This is a genomic window from Cellulomonas sp. H30R-01 (genome assembly GCF_010119915.1).
Taxonomy (GTDB): domain Bacteria; phylum Actinomycetota; class Actinomycetes; order Actinomycetales; family Cellulomonadaceae; genus Cellulomonas; species Cellulomonas algicola.
In genome coordinates this window covers 895,321-908,577 of the sequence record NZ_CP048210.1, presented here as the reverse complement: position 1 = coordinate 908,577, position 13,257 = coordinate 895,321, and the positions used below count along the sequence as shown (strand labels likewise).

Genomic DNA, 13,257 nt, shown 5'->3' with positions numbered 1-13,257 from the left:
ACCACCGCGTCGACCTGTCCGGAGACGGCGTCAGACGACGTTGCGCAGCCGCCGCTGGTCGGCCGACTGCGTCGGCACCGACTCGCTGGGCGTCGACCCGTCCGACCAGCGCAGGACGGCGCCGACCCCGCCGACGAGCTCGACGCTGCCGTCCTCAGCGAATGTGACCCCGGCATCCTGACCCAGCGCGGCCCGCACCAGCGCGACGCCGGCGGGCAGCTTGCGGCGCGCGTCGCCGGACACGCCGAGCGCGTCGAGGTCGGCGCTGCTCGTGCCGAGCTGGAGCGGCTCGGGTCCGACCCACAGCTCCTTGTCCGCGAGGGCGCCCGTGAGCGTCGACTCGTGCAGCACCAGCTCGTCGACCTGCCCCCGACGCAGCACCTCGATCACGTCGTCGAGCGCGGTGACCGCGCCGTCGCCCCGGCCCTGCCCCTCCCGGAACCGCGCGAGCACGGCCTCGCGCCGCCGGTTGCGGAACGAGTCGAGCGCGTCGGCGACCTTGGCGGCGAACGCGTCCCGCTTGACGCCCTCGCCCCGCGCGCCACCCGGCACCTCGACGAGGACGGCGCGCACGTGCTGGTCGACCTCGTCGCGCACGAGCGCGACGGCGCGCACGTCGCCCGTGAGCACGACGAGGTCGGGCGACCGTTCGGCCACCCGCTTGCCCAGGACCGCCGCGACCGCCTCCGCGTTGCGCTCCCACGAGTCCTCGGCGCGGGTCTGGTTCCGCCGCGACAGCGCGCCGTCCTTGACCTTGTGCACGTCGTCGTGGCCACCGTCGACGTGCTCGACCTCGGACGCGTCGCCGGTCCGTGCGCCGTCGCCGGTGTGCCACGTGAGGTCCGCGCCGTTGCGGTCCACCTCGACGAGCACGTGGTGCACGCCCTCCTCGGCCGCGCGCACGGCCGGCAGCAGCGCGGGCGCCGGTCCGAACACCGCGCTCGACTGCGCGGGGGGCTCCGACAGCACGCGGTCGACACGCACGCCCTCGGCGTCGGCGACGATGACGCGACCGTGCGGGCCCTTGACGCCGGTCGGCACGGCGAACCGCTCGCCGATCTCGTCCAGCACGGCCGCGGGTGCGCCATCGCGCTCGAGCGTCCGGCGGACGGCCCGCCAACGGTCGGCCGCCTCGGCCTCCCCCGCGACGTCGGCACGCGTCACGTCCAGGTAGACGGTCGTGAACGGAGCCGGGCGCCCGAGGAGGGGCTTCAGCCAGTGCAGGTCCATGCAGCACCTCGTGAGTGGTCGACGGTCCTCGGCGACCGCGGGCGCAGCGGACCCGCGCGTCCTGCCGGGGCTGACGTACCTACCCTCGTCCGGATGCGCGCGGCGCGCCACCCCTGACGGGTCGCGACCGCGCCGGCGTCACGGCTGCTGCGCGCGCTCCGCGGCGTGGTCCTGCGCGATGGCCTCGTGGTGGCGGATGACCTCCTCGACGATGAACGCGAGGAACTTCTCCGCGAACACCGGGTCGAGGTCCGCCTGGTGCGCGAGCTCGCGCAGGCGCGCGACCTGCTGCTCCTCACGGCCCGGGTCCGACGGCGGGAGCCCGCGCTCGGCCTTGAGGACGCCGACCTGCTGGGTCGCCTTGAACCGCTCGGCGAGCAGGTACACGAGCGCCGCGTCGATGTTGTCGATGCTGTGGCGCAGCCGCGCCAGCTCAGTGGGGATCGGTGCCGGCAGGTCGCTCACGCCCGCGATCCTAGGCGCACCCCCTCGGCATCGGCCGGACGGTCCGCCGCTGACCAGCACATGGGACGACTCGTCCCATTCGTCCGTTTCACCGCTACGGTCGCGCGACCGACCGGAGCAGGGGGACGCGACGGGTGGGGCGGCAGGAGGGCGCACGAGCGCCGCTCGGGCCGCACGGGTCGCGTGGTCGAGGTGCGTACGGGCCGGCTGACGCCGGCGTGCGTGCGGGGCCGGCGCCCGCCCGCGTCGCGGCCGTCCCGGCCTCCCCCTGTGCGGTCGACCACCGAACCGTCGCCGTCGCGCACCCGCGCACGGCCCCGCCGCCGGCCTGCCCGGCCACCGCACGAAGGAGCACGTCGTGACCCGACGTCGTACCGCCCTCGCCGCCACCGCGACCGCCGCGGCCGCCCTGCTGACCGCGTGCGCCGCGGACGGCGCGTCCGGCGGCGGGTCGACGCCCGCCGACGGCACGGCGACGACCGTCCGGGTCGCCGACGTCTCCACGGCCAACCACCTGACCCTCGGCCGCACGTCGGGGCTCGTCGACGACGCGCTCGACGAGGCGGGCCTGTCGGCGCTCTGGCTCGGGCCCTACACGGTCCCGTCGGTCGCGTACGACGCGCTGCTCACCGACCAGGCGGACGTGACGACGACCGACGCGGCCCAGCTGCTGACGTGGGCGGCCGAGGAGCGCGACGTCGTCGCGTTCGCGGTCGAGACGAGCTCGGGCGACGACCAGGGCGTCGTCGTCGGCCCGGGTGCCCCGGTCACCGGCGTCGCGGACCTGCGGGGCCTGACGGTCGCCGTCGGCCCGACGCCCGGCGGTGTCGGGGACTACGTCCTGGCGAAGGCGCTCGCGACGGTCGGCCTGACGAGCGACGACGTCCAGCGGGTCTACCTGAGCGAGTCGGACGCGACCGCGGAGTTCGTGGCCGGCACGGTCGACGCGTGGGCGACCGCCGACGAGCACTTCGCGACCGCGCAGAGCACGCCGGGAGCCGTCGTCGTCGCGCGCGGCGACCAGGTCGGGTCCCACGACGCGACCGTGCACGTCGTGTCGCGCACGTTCGCGCACGAGCACCCGGAGGCGGTCCGGGCGCTGTTCGACGGCCTCGTCGCGCAGGCCGCGGCGGTCGAGGACAAGCCGTCCGCCATCACGGACCTGTACTCGCGTGCCGGCGCGCCGGGCGACGCGATCAAGGTGATCGGCACGTTCGACGTGCCCGAGGTGGCGCCCCTGGACGACGCCGGCGTCGAGCGCCTGCGGGCCTTCGCGGACGACCTCGTGGAGCTCGGGTTCCTCGCCGTGGAGCCGCACATGGCGCACGCGGTCCACGACGTGACGGCCGGGTCCGGCTCGTAGGTCGGGGCAACCGCCGCGGGTGGCCTGCGCGCGGACCGCCGTGCCACGATGCGGGCAACGGCCACGATGCCCGAGGTGACGACATGAGCCTTGCGTCGACCCTGCCCGACCCGCGTCCGTACGCGCTGCCGCCCGGCGACGTGCTCGCCTCGCTCGACACGGACGCGCACGGCCTGACGGCGGCCGACGCCGAGCGACGCCTCGCCGAGACCGGCCCGAATCGCCTGCCGGAGCCGGCGAAGGCGCACCCAGTGGTGCGCTTCCTCCAGCACTTCGACGACGTCCTCATCTACATCCTGCTCGCCGCGGCCGTCCTCAAGGCGTTCCTGGGCGACTGGGTGGACTTCACGGTCATCCTCGTCGTCGCCGTCGCGAACGCGGTCGTCGGGTTCCTCCAGGAGGGCCAGGCGGAGCGCGCGCTCGACGGGATCCGCACGATGCTCTCGCTCGACGCCACGGCGCTGCGCGACGGGCACTGGTCGACGGTCGCTGCGGAGAGCCTCGTGCCGGGCGACGTGGTGCGCGTGCGGTCCGGTGACAAGGTGCCGGCGGACGCGCGCCTGCTGGACGAGACGAACCTCCAGGTCGACGAGTCGGCGCTGACCGGCGAGTCGGTGCCCGCGGTCAAGGACGTCGCGGCGGTCGGGGCGGACGCGGGCGTGGGCGACCGGTCGAGCATGCTGTTCAGCGGCACGATCGTCGCCGCAGGCACGGCGACCGCGGTCGTGACGGCGACCGGCGCGAGCACCGAGATCGGCCGCATCCAGGCGCTCGTCGCGGACGTCGACCACCTCGACACGCCCCTCAAGCAGCAGCTCAACCGGCTCGGGACGCTGCTGTCGCGCGGCATCCTCGTGATGGCCGCGCTCATGCTCGTCATCGGCCGGGTCATCCACGACTGGGACCCGCCCGAGCTCATCTCGGCTGCGATCGGGTTCGCCGTCGCGGCCGTGCCGGAAGGGCTGCCGGCGCTCGTCACGATCACGCTCGCGCTGGGTGTGCAGCAGATGGCGCGCCGCCACGCGATCACCCGCAAGCTGCCCGCGGTCGAGGTGCTGGGGTCCGTCACCACGATCTGCTCGGACAAGACCGGGACGCTGACGAGGAACGAGATGACGGCGCGCACCGTGGTCACCGCGGAGCGCACGTACGACGTCGAGGGCCTGGGCTACGAACCGACGGGCCGGGTCACGCGCGACGGCGCGACGGCGCGCCTCGCAGACCACCCCGACCTGCGTGCGCTCGTCGAGGCCGCGGCGCTCTGCAACGACGCGCGCGTCGTTGCCGACGAGGCCGGGCACTGGCGTGTCGTCGGGCAGCCGACCGAGGGGGCGCTCACGACGCTCGCACTGAAGTCCGGTGCGGACGTCGGCGACGCGTCGCGCCTGGCCGAGGTGCCGTTCGAGTCGGCGAACAAGCTGTCCGCGACCCTCGACCGGCTCCCGGGTGACGACGTGCTCCGCGTCCACGTGCTCGGCGCGCCCGACCGTCTGCTCGACCGCTCGACCGCGCAGCGCGGACCCGACGGGCGGCCCGAGCCCCTCGACGTCGCCCGGTGGGAGGCGACCATCGACGAGCTCGGCGGCCAGGGCCTGCGCGTGCTCGCGGCCGCGGCACGACCCGCCGACCCCGGCGCGTCCACGCTCGACCTCGACGACCTGCACGACCTCGTCCTGCTCGGTGTCGTCGGCATCGTCGACCCGCCCCGTCCGGAGGCAGTCGCGGCCATCGCGGACTGCCACCGTGCCGGCATCTCCGTGAAGATGATCACCGGCGACCACGCGGGCACGGCGGTCGCGATCGCGCGCGAGCTCGGCATCGTCCGCCCCGGCGAGGAGGTGCGCGCGCTGACGGGCGCCGAGCTCGAGGCGATGAGCCAGGAAGCGCTGCGGGTGCACGTCGAGGACGTCGACGTGTACGCACGCACGAGCCCCGAGCACAAGATCCGCATCGTGCGCGCCCTGCAGTCGCACCGCGAGGTCGTCGCGATGACCGGCGACGGCGTGAACGACGCGCCCGCACTGACCCGCGCCGACGTCGGCATCGCCATGGGGATCAAGGGCACCGAGGCGACGAAGGAGGCCGCCGAGATCGTCCTCGCGGACGACAACTTCGCGACGATCGAGCGGGCCGTCGAGGAAGGGCGGCGGATCTACGACAACATCCGCAAGTCCGTCGTCTTCCTGCTGCCGACGAACGGCGCGCAGTCGCTCGTGATCCTCGTCGCCGTGCTGTTCGGCCTCGCGCTGCCCCTGTCCCCCGTCCAGATCCTCTGGGTCAACCTCGTCACGGCCGTGACGCTGTCGCTCGCGCTCGCCTACGAGCCCGCCGAGGCCGGTGTCATGGACCGGCCGCCACGCTCACCGTCCGAGTCCGTCCTGTCCGGGCGCTCGCTCGTGCTCGTCGTGTGCGCGTCGCTGCTCATCGGCGGCGCGACGCTCGGCGTCTACCTCGTCGAGAAGGACCTCGGGGCGACCGACGGCGTCGCGCAGACCAGTGCGGTCACCATGCTCGCGCTCGGGCAGGTCGCGTTCCTGTTCTCGTGCCGGTTCCTGCACGCGTCGAGCCTGACGCCGCGGGTGCTCGTCGGGAACAGGGTCGTGTGGATCGCCGTGGGCACGCTCCTCGCGCTGCAGGTGGTGTTCGTCTACGCCCCGTTCATGCACGACTGGTTCGAGTCGGCGCCCATCGCGCCGCGCGACTGGGCGCTCACGGCGGTGATCGCGGTCGTCGTGCTGGTGCTCGTCGAGGCCGTCAAGGCGCTCAGCCGCCGCCCTTCGGCGCGCTGACCCGGTCCCCTCGCGGGCTCGTCAGAGGCGCGCCGCACCACCGAGACCGGGCACGAGACGGCCGAGCCCCCGACGGCGACCGTCGGGGGCTCGGGTGGTGCTGTGCGCGCGTCGGCGGCTCAGGCGCTCTTCTCGCGCGGGGTCCGCTTGTCGCGCGGCGTCTCGCGCGGCACGAGCGTCGGGTTCACGTTGTCCAGGACGACGTCCTGCGTGATGACGACCCGGGCGACGTCGTCGCGGCTCGGCACCTCGAACATGACCTGCTGGAGGACCTCCTCCATGATCGCCCGCAGACCGCGCGCGCCGGTCCCGCGCAGGAGCGCCTGGTCGGCGATCGCGGCGACGGCCTCGTCCTCGAACTCGAGCTCGACGCCGTCGATCTCGAACATCCGCTGGTACTGCTTGACGAGCGCGTTGCGCGGCTCGGACAGGATCCGCACGAGCGCGCTCTGGTCGAGCCGCGACACGGCGGCGACGACGGGCAGACGCCCGATGAACTCGGGGATGAGCCCGTACTTCTGCAGGTCCTCAGGACGGACCTCGGCGAACAGGTCGCCCTCGTCGTGCGACTCGAGCAGCGGGGCGCCGAAGCCGACGACGCGCTTGCGGGCACGGGCGGCGATGATGTCGTCCAGCCCGGAGAACGCGCCGGCCACGATGAACAGGACGTTCGTCGTGTCGATCTGGATGAACTCCTGGTGCGGGTGCTTGCGACCGCCCTGCGGCGGGACCGAGGCGGTCGTGCCCTCGATGATCTTGAGCAGCGCCTGCTGGACGCCCTCGCCGGAGACGTCGCGCGTGATCGACGGGTTCTCGCTCTTGCGGGCGATCTTGTCGATCTCGTCGATGTAGATGATCCCCTGCTCGGCCTTCTTGACGTCGTAGTCGGCGGCCTGGATGAGCTTGAGGAGGATGTTCTCGACGTCCTCGCCGACGTAGCCGGCCTCCGTCAGCGCGGTCGCGTCGGCGATCGCGAACGGGACGTTGAGCATGCGGGCCAGCGTCTGCGCGAGGTACGTCTTGCCGGTGCCCGTGGGGCCGACCAGCAGGATGTTCGACTTCGCGATCTCGACGTGGTCGTCCGAGCTGCGTCCCAGCTCACCGGCCTGGACGCGCTTGTAGTGGTTGTACACCGAGACCGACAGCGCCCGCTTCGCGGACTCCTGGCCGATGATGTACTGCTCGAGGAAGTCGAAGATCTCCTTCGGCTTGGGCAGCTCGACCATGCCGACCTCGGTGGCCTCGGCGAGCTCTTCCTCGATGATCTCGTTGCACAGCTCGATGCACTCGTCGCAGATGTACACGCCGGGGCCCGCGATGAGCTTCTTCACCTGCTTCTGGGACTTCCCGCAGAACGAGCACTTGAGGAGATCGGCTCCGTCCCCGATTCGAGCCACGTGTGTCCCCTTCCTCCGTGTCCGCCCTCCGCCCGTCGGGCGGTGCGTCGTCCCCGTCGCACCCGCGGGTGCGACGTCCTCCCATTGCACACCACGCGGGGCCCGATGTCAGCCGAACCCCGCCGTGGCGCGCGGCGTGTCCCTCGGACGGTCGTCCGGATTGTCCGACCGTCGGGACCTGCGTCCCCCACCGGGACGCCGCCGGACCGGGTGGTCGCGGCGGCGTCCGTCGGGTGTCAGGCGGTCGGCTGCACGACCGTCGGGTGCGCGCCCTTGCGGCTCTCGAGCACCTGGTCGACGATCCCGTACTCCAGCGCCTGCTGCGCGGTGAGGATCTTGTCGCGCTCGATGTCCTTGCGGACGAGCTCGATGTCGCGGCCCGTGTGGTGCGCGATCGTCTGCTCGAGCCACTCGCGCATGCGGATGAGCTCGTTGGCGTGGATCTCGATGTCGGAGGCCTGCGCGTAGCCGCCGCCCTCCATCGCGGGCTGGTGGATCAGCACCCGTGCGTTGGGCAGCGCCAGACGCTTGCCGGGCGAGCCCGCCGCGAGCAGCACGGCCGCCGCCGACGCCGCCTGCCCGAGGCAGACCGTCACGAGCTGCGGCTTGATGTACTGCATCGTGTCGTAGATGGCCGTCAGCGCCGTGAACGAGCCGCCGGGCGAGTTGATGTACAGCGTGATGTCGCGGTCCGGGTCCGTGCTCTCGAGCACGAGCAGCTGGGCCATGACGTCGTCCGCCGACGCGTCGTCCACCTGCACGCCGAGGAAGATGATCCGGTCCTCGAACAGCTTGGTGTAGGGGTCCTGGCGCTTGAACCCGTAGGCCGTGCGCTCCTCGAACTGCGGCAGCACGTAGCGGCCGACGGGGCCCTGCGGGGCCTGGCCGCCCGGACCGGCGAGCCGGCCCGCACGGGCGATGAACTGGGACTCGATGCTCACGAGGGTCTCCTCAGAAGGTCGCGGAAGGGTCGTCGGGTCGGGGCGCCGCTCAGGCGGTGCCGCCGCCGCCCGCGACGGACCCCGCCGTCTCGACGACGTGGTCGATGAAGCCGTACTCGAGGGCCTCGGGCGCCGTGAACCAGCGGTCGCGGTCCGCGTCGGAGTTGATCTGCTCCACGCTCTTGCCGGTCTGCTCGGCCGTCAGCTCGGCGAGCACCGTCTTCATGTGGAGGATCAGCTGGGCGTTGATGCGCACGTCGGTCGCCGTACCGCCGATGCCGCCCGAGGGCTGGTGCATCATGACGCGCGCGTGCGGCGTGGCGTAGCGCTTGCCCTTGGCACCCGACGAGAGCAGGAACTGCCCCATCGACGCGGCCATGCCCATCGCGATCGTCGCGACGTCCGGCTGGATGTACTGCATGGTGTCGTAGATCGCCATGCCCGCCGTGATCGAGCCACCCGGCGAGTTGATGTACAGCCAGATGTCCTTGTCGGGGTCCTCGGCGGCCAGCAGCATCATCTGCGCGCAGATCGCGTTCGCGTTCTCGTCGCGGACCTCGGAGCCCAGCCAGATGATGCGCTCACGGAGCAGTCGGTTGTAGATGGAGTCGTTGAGGCCGAGTCCCGGGGAGTCTGCCCGGGCCATCGCCGGCACCTGCACGTTCACGAAGGCTCCTTCGTCTGGCGTTCGCGTCCTTCGACGCACTGTCCTGCGGGTGGTGCTGCACCGGGCCGTCGGGACGTCCCCTGCCGGCCGTGCGCTGCTGCGACCCTAACGCGCACGAGGCGCCGGTCAGGGCCCCGTGGCCGGGGGTTTCGCTGTCGGCGCAGCCCCGACGGCGAGGGCCCCGCACCGACCTGCGGTGCGGGGCCCTCGACGGGTGCGTCCGGTCGCCCGGACGGCGGATCAGGCCTTGGCGTCCTCGGCCTCGACCGGCGCGTCGGCGATCCCGGAGATGTCGGTCGCGGCGTCGGTGGACGCGCCCGCGGCAGCCTGCTCGGCGGCGTCGGCGGCGGCGTCCTCCTCGTCCGTGCCGATGAACTCCGACAGGTCGACGGCCGTGCCGGCCCCGTCGGTCACCGCGACGCGGCGCAGCGCCACGGCGAGGGCCTTGGAGCGGGCGACCTCGGCGACCATCGCCGGGATCTGACCCTGCTGGTCGACGGTCTGGATGAACGTGTTCGGGTCCATGCCGTACTGGCGCGACGCGCTCACGAGGTAGTCGAGCAGCTCCTGCTGGCTGATCTTGATCTCGAGCTGCTCGGCGAGCGTGTCGAGGAGGATCTGGTTGCGCAGCGCGGTCGTCGCCTGCTCGCCGACCTCGGCACGGTGCTCGTCGTCCTCCAGGCGGCCCTCGCCCTCGAGGTGACGGTGCACCTCGGCGTCGACGACGCCCTGCGGCACCGGGATCTCGGTGCCCTCGAGGAGCTTCTCGAGCAGCAGGTCGCGGGCCTGGACGGCCTGGTTCGACGCCTTGATGCGCGACGCCTGCTCGCGCAGGTCGGCCGTGAGCTCGTCGAGCGTGTCGAACTCCGAGGCGAGCTGCGCGAAGTCGTCGTCGGCGTCGGGGAGCTGGCGCTCCTTGACGTTCGTCGCGGTGACCGAGACCTGCGCCTCCTCGCCCGCGTGCTCGCCGCCCGCGAGGCTCGTGACGAACGTCGTCGTCTCGCCCGCGGACAGGCCGGTGAGCGCCTCGTCGAGGCCCTCGAGCATGTTGCCCGAGCCGATCTGGTAGCTCACGCCGGAGACCGAGTCGACCTCGTCGCCGTTGATCGTGGCGGTCAGGTCGAGCACGACGAAGTCGCCCTCGGCGGCCGGGCGGTCGACGCCGACAAGCGTGCCGAAGCGCTCGCGCAGCGCGTCGAGACGGCCCTGCACGTCCTCGTCGGAGACCTCGACGTCGTCGACGGTCAGCGTCAGGCCGTCGAGCGCCGGGACGGCGATCTCGGGGCGGACCTCGACCTCGGCGGTGAAGTGCAGCTCGCCCTGGTCCTCGCCGGCGACGAGGCCGGGGACCTTGGTGACCTCGACCTCGGGCTGACCGAGCGGGCGCAGCTTGTTGTCGCGGACGGCCTCGGCGTAGAAGCCGGACAGGCCCTCGTTGACGGCGTGCTCGATGACGGCCGGACGACCGACGCGCTGGTCGATGATGCGCGGGGGCACCTTGCCCTTGCGGAAGCCCGGCACGTTGACCTGCTCGGCGATGTGCTGGTACGCGTGCTCGATGCTCGGCTTGAGCTCGTCGTAGGTCACCTCGACGGTCAGCTTGACCTTGGTCGGGTCCAGGGTCTCGACGGCGCTCTTCACTTCGATGGTCTCCAACTGATTCGGGTGGGTACCGGCGAGTGCGGCGCCGGACGGTTCGGGCGGCGCTGCCTGCCGGCACGCGCACGCGACCCTCGATGGTACGTCACCGCGACGAGCCGCCGCCAAAGCCGCCCGTGGGCGCGGGACCGCCGGGGGCGCTCCTCACGCCTCCGACGGCGGCCCGTGCCCCCGCCCGGACAGGGCGCAGGCTCAGGCCGCGGCTGCCTCCGTCGCGCTCGCCTGCTCCCCCGCGAGACCCTCGACGACCTCGACGACGCGCGCCACGGCGTCGTACCGCGCGTACTCGGCCGCGAGCTCCTGCGCCCGGCGCGCGAACGACGGCTCCTCGAGCACGCGTCGGACCCCGTCGGCCACGGCCTGCGTCGTCGTCGCGTCGGTCGTCGGGTCGGTCCGCAGCGCGACGCCGACCCCCGCCCACGCGACGCGCGCCCCGACCTCCGCCTTGTCCTCCGTCCGACCGGCGACGACGAGCGGGACGCCGGCCGCGAGCGCCTGCTGCACTCCCCCGAAACCGCCGTTCGTCACCATCACGTCGACGAGGGGCAGGAGCTGCTCGAACGGCACGAAGCGCGCGGCCCGCACGTTCGCGGGCAGCTCGTCCGCGAAGACGTCCTCCGGCTCGGCGGTGCCCGTCGTGAGGACGACGAGCGCTCGCGTGCCCGTGAGCGCCTCGACCGCCGGGTACAGCAGCCGCGACGGGTCGGTCGCGACGGTGCCCTGCGTGACCAGCACGACGGGCCGGCCGTCGGCCTTCGCGGCGAGGACGTCGCGCCACCACACCGGCGGCTCGAACAGGTCGACGCCGCGCGGCAGCACCGCGCCGACCGTCTCGACGTTCGCGGGGAGGTCGCTGCGCGGGTACTCGAGCGACGGGACCGACAGGTGCAGCACGCGGGTCGCGAACGTCGGCATCCAGTCGAGGAAGAACCCGGCGGGGCGCTCGACCCCCGCGTCGTCGACGAGCGCGAGCGCCTTCCGTTGGGCGTCCTTGAACACGACCCGCTTGATGAACGCGTCGAGCAGGCGGTAGCGCAGCGCCTGGAGCCCTGTGCGGGGCGGTTGGAGGCCGGTGCCGAACGGCGCGGTGTCGCGGCTCGACACGGGCAACGGCGTGACGGTCAGCTGGACCGACGGGATGCCGTGCCGGCGCGCGAGGAGCGCACCCGCGATGCCCGTGGTGTCGGTGACGACGACGTCCGGACGCCAGTCCACGACGACCGCCTCGAGGTCGGCGAGGTCGCCCGGCACGGGCCCGAGGAAGTGGTGCAGGACGTCCCACTGGAGGCGCTTCACACCCGGCTCGGGCGCGCCGTGCGCCGCGGACCAGGTGTCGAGCTCGGCGTCGTCGAGGTCGCGGCCGTGCACCACGGGGGCCGCGGTGGCGCCGGTCGCCGCGACCGCGGACGCGAACTTCGTGCCGGTGTGGACGACCACGTCGTGACCGGCGTCCACGAGCGCGCGCACGACGGGCAGAGCGGGGCGGACGTGGCCGGTGATCGGCGTGAGGGAGAACAGGATCCGGCTCATGCGGGGGCTCCGGGGGTTCGTCGGCGGCCGGTCCGTCCGGCCCGTCGACTCAGGGGCCGCGGACGCGGTTCCTGATACGCCGGGTCCGAGGCACCGGGTCGCTCGCACGCGTCGTCGACACCGACGTCGACGTCGGTCCCCGGGTGAACGAGGTCGGGATGGCGGGATTCGAACCCACGACCTTCCGCTCCCAAAGCGGACGCGCTACCAACCTGCGCCACATCCCGTGCGCACCCCGGAACGGCCGGGTGGCCGGGTGGGGTGCACGATCCGCTCCTGGGCACCCGGTACCCTGGGTGCCGCGGTCCGGCCTGCCGGACCTGTGCGGACGTAGCTCAATGGTAGAGCCCCAGTCTTCCAAACTGGCTACGCGGGTTCGATTCCCGTCGTCCGCTCCGTCACGCGAGCCGCTGCTGCCACGCCACCACCGCGGCGACGACGCTCGCCGGCACGCGGCCCGTCACGTCGACGGCTGCAGCACGATCCCGAGCTCGGAGTCGTGCGTCGTCACCGCGAGCGGCACCGAGATGCCGTCGATCGGACCGGCGAGCCAGGCGTCTCGGATCAGCCGCAGGAACGAGACGTGCACCAGCAGGTCGGCGATGTCCCGCGCGGCATCGACCTCGGCGGACCTCGGTGCGTGCTCGCCGACGTAGCGCTCGAACGAGCCCTGCATGGACGCCCACCCGCGCAGGGTCAGGTCCTCCCGATAGTGCAACGGGATGTCGGCCGGCCCGTCGTCCAGGCTGTCGAAGTCGTCGATCGGCGACGACCACGCCTCGAGCGAGGCCGACCAGTGGTCGGGGTTGATCGTGTAGCCGTTCATCTCGGTGTAGAGCGCGGGGTATTCGCCCTCGCTCTCGGTCAGGAGCGCGGCGCACCGCTGCAGCCAGCGCCGCACCTCGTCGGACGGGTTGGTGAACCCCCCGCGCGCAGCCCGAGTGAACCCGTCGACACCTGTCGCGTGGAGCCTGTCGGCGAGGCGCTCGCACGCCTCGTCCAGCTCGCCCGCCCTGACCCACTCGTCGACCTCGTCGAACAGCTGCTCGTCGCGCATGCGCAGACCATAGGAGTGGTGGACCGCCCCTCGGGGCGCGGCTTAGGAGCGTCACCCGTCCGCCGCAGCGGCGGCGTCGCGCACCCCTCACCGCGTCCTTCGCTCCCCGCTCGGGAGACGTTCGGACTCTCGCGGCGCTTTCCGAGCGGCGTCTGAGAT

At 73.0% G+C, this 13,257-nt stretch carries 10 protein-coding genes and 2 tRNA genes; 3 read left to right on the top strand and 9 right to left on the bottom strand.

Annotated features, from left to right (window positions below):
• Nucleotides 1-30: 30 nt before the first annotated feature.
• Nucleotides 31-1,230, bottom strand: coding sequence for a hypothetical protein (locus tag GXP71_RS04010; protein WP_162351598.1), 1,200 nt, complete (start codon nucleotides 1,228-1,230; stop codon nucleotides 31-33).
• A 138-nt stretch (nucleotides 1,231-1,368) separates the two neighbouring features.
• Nucleotides 1,369-1,695 carry a chorismate mutase gene (locus GXP71_RS04005; RefSeq protein WP_124341607.1) on the bottom strand — a complete coding sequence of 109 codons (327 nt, stop codon included), beginning with the start codon at nucleotides 1,693-1,695 and terminating at the stop codon, nucleotides 1,369-1,371.
• A 358-nt stretch (nucleotides 1,696-2,053) separates the two neighbouring features.
• Between GXP71_RS04005 and GXP71_RS04000 the strand changes: the two genes are divergently transcribed.
• A complete protein-coding gene (locus tag GXP71_RS04000) occupies nucleotides 2,054-3,058 on the top strand; it encodes an ABC transporter substrate-binding protein (protein WP_162351597.1) in 1,005 nt (334 codons plus the stop codon).
• 83 nt (nucleotides 3,059-3,141) lie between these two features.
• The gene (locus tag GXP71_RS03995) at nucleotides 3,142-5,847 is read left to right on the top strand and encodes an HAD-IC family P-type ATPase (RefSeq protein WP_162351596.1); all 2,706 of its coding nucleotides are present in this window, start codon (nucleotides 3,142-3,144) and stop codon (nucleotides 5,845-5,847) included.
• A gap of 119 nt (nucleotides 5,848-5,966) precedes the next feature.
• On the opposite strand, the gene clpX is transcribed toward GXP71_RS03995, so the two are convergent.
• The 6 genes from clpX to GXP71_RS03965 form a co-directional block, all read right to left on the bottom strand.
• On the bottom strand, nucleotides 5,967-7,244 hold the full coding sequence (gene clpX, locus GXP71_RS03990) for an ATP-dependent Clp protease ATP-binding subunit ClpX (RefSeq protein ID WP_124341610.1): 1,278 nt from the start codon (nucleotides 7,242-7,244) through the stop codon (nucleotides 5,967-5,969).
• 236 nt (nucleotides 7,245-7,480) lie between these two features.
• On the bottom strand, nucleotides 7,481-8,185 hold the full coding sequence (locus GXP71_RS03985; RefSeq protein ID WP_124341611.1) for an ATP-dependent Clp protease proteolytic subunit: 705 nt from the start codon (nucleotides 8,183-8,185) through the stop codon (nucleotides 7,481-7,483).
• Nucleotides 8,186-8,234: 49 nt separating this feature from the next.
• Nucleotides 8,235-8,852 carry an ATP-dependent Clp protease proteolytic subunit gene (locus tag GXP71_RS03980; RefSeq protein WP_370520978.1) on the bottom strand — a complete coding sequence of 206 codons (618 nt, stop codon included), beginning with the start codon at nucleotides 8,850-8,852 and terminating at the stop codon, nucleotides 8,235-8,237.
• A gap of 240 nt (nucleotides 8,853-9,092) precedes the next feature.
• The gene (gene tig, locus GXP71_RS03975) at nucleotides 9,093-10,493 is read right to left on the bottom strand and encodes a trigger factor (protein WP_162354188.1); all 1,401 of its coding nucleotides are present in this window, start codon (nucleotides 10,491-10,493) and stop codon (nucleotides 9,093-9,095) included.
• Between the two features lie 210 nt (nucleotides 10,494-10,703).
• Complete coding sequence (locus tag GXP71_RS03970; protein ID WP_162351595.1) at nucleotides 10,704-12,041, bottom strand: glycosyltransferase; 1,338 nt, start codon at nucleotides 12,039-12,041, stop codon at nucleotides 10,704-10,706.
• 153 nt (nucleotides 12,042-12,194) lie between these two features.
• Nucleotides 12,195-12,268, bottom strand: a tRNA-Pro gene (locus tag GXP71_RS03965).
• A 97-nt stretch (nucleotides 12,269-12,365) separates the two neighbouring features.
• Here GXP71_RS03965 and GXP71_RS03960 point away from each other — a divergent pair.
• Nucleotides 12,366-12,436 (top strand) — tRNA-Gly (locus GXP71_RS03960).
• Nucleotides 12,437-12,501: 65 nt separating this feature from the next.
• Here GXP71_RS03960 and GXP71_RS03955 read toward each other — a convergent pair.
• Entirely contained in the window at nucleotides 12,502-13,098 is a 597-nt protein-coding gene (locus GXP71_RS03955) for a hypothetical protein (protein WP_162351594.1), read from the bottom strand.
• Nucleotides 13,099-13,257: the final 159 nt, after the last annotated feature.